This window comes from Pseudomonas sp. Pseusp97 (assembly GCF_047304025.1).
Classification (GTDB): Bacteria; Pseudomonadota; Gammaproteobacteria; order Pseudomonadales; family Pseudomonadaceae; genus Pseudomonas.
Window position 1 is genome coordinate 1 of sequence record NZ_JBGLYK010000365.1, and the last position, 3,280, is coordinate 3,280.

Sequence of the window (3,280 nt, forward strand, 5' to 3'; positions counted from 1 at the left end):
ACCCCCCCCTCCCCGGGCCGTGGCGCGGCCCGCCCACCCCCCCCCCCTACCTCCCGGGGGCCCTTCCCGTGGGCCGTGGCCCCCCGAACCGCATTGCACGAAACCCATCGCGGACGCAGTCCGCTCCTACGAGTATTCCAACGCGAGACTCAAACCGCATCAAACCTCAAACGCCGCCCCCTTGAATGCGGGCCCTGCGTCTCAGCCGCTGTCGCAATGTGCGACAGCGGCTTCCTTATTCAATCTGCGAAAATTCGAATAATCCTTTCAGATTCAGCAGGTTGCATAAACAACCAAGCCTTGGCACAGCCGTTGCGATACCTCGCCTCAGCACCTCCCGGACCGGGAGCACGAACAGACAACAAGAGGCCACCGCAATGCTCGCTTCCCTGCCCATCAAGCCCGAATCCCGCGCCTTCCTGCAGCGCGCTCCGAAGATGCTGATCGGCGCCGACTGGACTTCCGCCAGCGACGGCGCCCTGATGGACCTGCACAACCCCGCCACCGGCGAAGTCCTGTGCCAGGTTCCTGCCGGCACCGCTGCCGACGTCGACCGCGCGGTACGCGCCGCGCGCCAGGCCTTCGATGACTCGGCCTGGAGCCGCACCCGCCCGCGCGAGCGGCAGAACCTGCTGTGGAAACTCGCCGACCTGATGGAGCGCGACGCCGACCTGCTGGCCGAGCTGGAATGCCTGAACAACGGCAAGAGCGCCGCCGTCGCCCGCGTGATGGACGTGCAGCTGGCCATCGACTTCCTGCGCTACATGGCCGGCTATGCCACCAAGATCGAAGGCACCACAGTGGACGTGTCGATGCCGCTGATGCCCGACGGCGAGTTCCATGGCTACATCCGCCGCGAAGCGGTCGGCGTGGTCGGCGCCATCGTCGCCTGGAACTTCCCGCTGCTGCTGGCCTGCTGGAAGCTCGGCCCGGCGCTGGCCACGGGTTGCAGCGTGGTCCTGAAACCCGCCGACGAAACCCCGCTGTCGGCGCTGAAACTCGCCGAGCTTGTCCTGGAAGCGGGCTACCCCGCCGGGGTATTCAACGTCATCACCGGCACCGGCATCACCGCCGGCGCCGCTCTGTCCCACCACCCGCTGGTGGACAAGCTGACCTTCACCGGCTCGACCCCGGTCGGCAAGGAGATCGGCAAGGCGGCCATGGACAACATGACCCGCGTGACGCTGGAGCTGGGCGGCAAGTCGCCGACCATCGTCATGGCCGACGCCGATCTGGCCACGGCCGCCGCGGGCGCCGCGCAAGCGATCTTCTTCAACCAGGGCCAGGTCTGCTGCGCCGGCTCGCGCCTATACGTGCAGCGCAAACACTTCGACAACGTGGTGGCCGACATCGCCGGCATCGCCACCGGCATGAAGCTGGGCAACGGCCTAGACCCGAGCATCGACATGGGCCCGCTGATTTCCGCCAAGCAGCAGAAGCGTGTGTTCGACTACATCGAACTGGGCCGTGACAAAGGCGCCACCATCGCCTGCGGCGGCGAGCAGTTCGGCCCCGGCTACTTCGTCAAACCCACGGTGATCGTCGACGTCGACCAGAAGAACCCGCTGGTGCAGGAGGAAATCTTCGGCCCGGTGCTGGTCGCCATGCCCTTCGACGACATCGAGGACGCCCTGCGCCTGGCCAATGACAGCCCCTACGGCCTGGGCGCCAGCGTCTGGTCCAACGACCTGGCGGCGGTGCACCGCATGGTGCCGCGCATCAAGTCCGGCTCGGTTTGGGTCAACTGCCACAGCGCGCTGGACCCGGCGCTGCCCTTCGGCGGCTTCAAGATGTCCGGCGTCGGCCGCGAGATGGGCGCCGCCGCCATCGAGCACTACACCGAGCTGAAGTCGGTGCTGATCCGCCTGTAGCCCATCCATGGCCAACCGGAGTTTGCAGGCTGGGTAGGAACGGACTTCGTCCGCGATAGGTCCGTATCGCGCCTGAAACCATCGCGGACAGAGTCCGCTCCTACGGGTGGTTCTGGCGGTGGGAGGTTCCAGCACCGTAGGGCGCATAACCCGGAACGGGTTATCCGCCGATTGCCTCGCGGCGGATAACGCTGATGCGTTATGCGCCCTACGATCTGTAACCCATGCATGGCCAGCACTGGAGATTGCAGGCTGGGTGGGAGCGGACTCCGTCCGCGATGGGTCCGCATCGCGCCGGAAACCATCGCGGACAGAGTCCGCTCCTACGGGTGGTCCAACTATTCCGGATGCCCGACTGACGATCTACCTCGCCCGCGCGGCCCCCGCGCGGGTCTTGCATCCCCCGGTCGCGGCAGCACACGGGGGATTTTTTTGCCGTTGCCCAAGGTCTGGCCGATAGCCGAACCGATTGCCCCCCTGTAGGAGCGAGCTTGCTCGCGAACATCCCGAGCGCCGTGCCAAGGGATTCGCGAGCAAGCTCGCTCCTACAAGAACGGTGCCACCGGCGTTCTGTAAAACTCAGTCCCGATCCGGCGCACCCAGCGGGAACAGCGGTCGGTGCGGCCGCGCCTCCTCCACTGCGCGGGCGAAGGATGGGCGCGCCAGCAGGCGCGAACGGTAGGCGCGCAGCGTGGGATAGCGGTCGCCAATGGGATGGGTCCAGTCGGCGTAGAACAGTGACGGAGCGGCGGCGCAGTCGGCGAGGCTGAAGCTGTCGCCCGCCGCCCAGGTGCGCCCGGCCAGCTGCTCTTCCAGCCAGGCGTAGGCCAGTTCGAGTTTGCTCACCGCATGCGCAAGGCCTTCCGCACGTTTGCCTGCCTCGCCGCTCATGGCGCCGAGAACGGCATGTTGCACCGGGGTCATCACGTGCCAGTCGAAGAAGCGGTCGAGGAAGCGCACGTCCAGCGCCTTCAGCGGGTCATCCGGCAGCAGGCGCACCGGGCCGGGATGCTTCAGCTGCAGGTACTCGATGATGATGCTGGTCTCGGCGACGCTGTGCTCGCCGTCCAGCAGCACCGGGAACTTCGCCAGCGGCCATAGCCGCAACCAGTGCGCGCCATTCTCCGGCTCATCCGGGCCGAGGCCGCGAAACTCGAAAGGCGTGGCGTTCTCGTAGAGGGCGATCAGCACCTTCTGCGTGTAGGAGGAAAACGGATGGCCGAACAGGACGAGGGACATGGCGGAGTCACCGGTGGCAGGAGAAAGTACTCAGCCTAGCCCCGAATGGCCGCGCCATGGAGTTCTCAGCAGGCCTCCATTCGCCACTCCAGCGGGCGCGGCGGCGCGAAGCGGCTGGCAAGTGCGAACATCACCAGGCACACCAGCGCCATGCCGATCCAGGCCGGCGC

General features: G+C 66.8%; 2 protein-coding genes. One reads left to right on the plus strand and one right to left on the minus strand.

The features are described from left to right. The first annotated feature begins 377 nt into the window (after nt 1-377). Nucleotides 378-1,871 (plus strand): aldehyde dehydrogenase family protein, encoded by a 1,494-nt coding sequence (locus tag ACCC94_RS28875; protein WP_413353011.1) that lies wholly within the window; start codon nt 378-380, stop codon nt 1,869-1,871. Nucleotides 1,872-2,450: 579 nt separating this feature from the next. Here the strand turns inward: ACCC94_RS28875 and ACCC94_RS28880 are convergent. Beyond that, nucleotides 2,451-3,110, minus strand: a complete 660-nt coding sequence (locus ACCC94_RS28880) for a glutathione S-transferase family protein (RefSeq protein WP_413353012.1) — start codon at nt 3,108-3,110, stop codon at nt 2,451-2,453. Between the last annotated feature and the right edge of the window lie 170 nt (nt 3,111-3,280).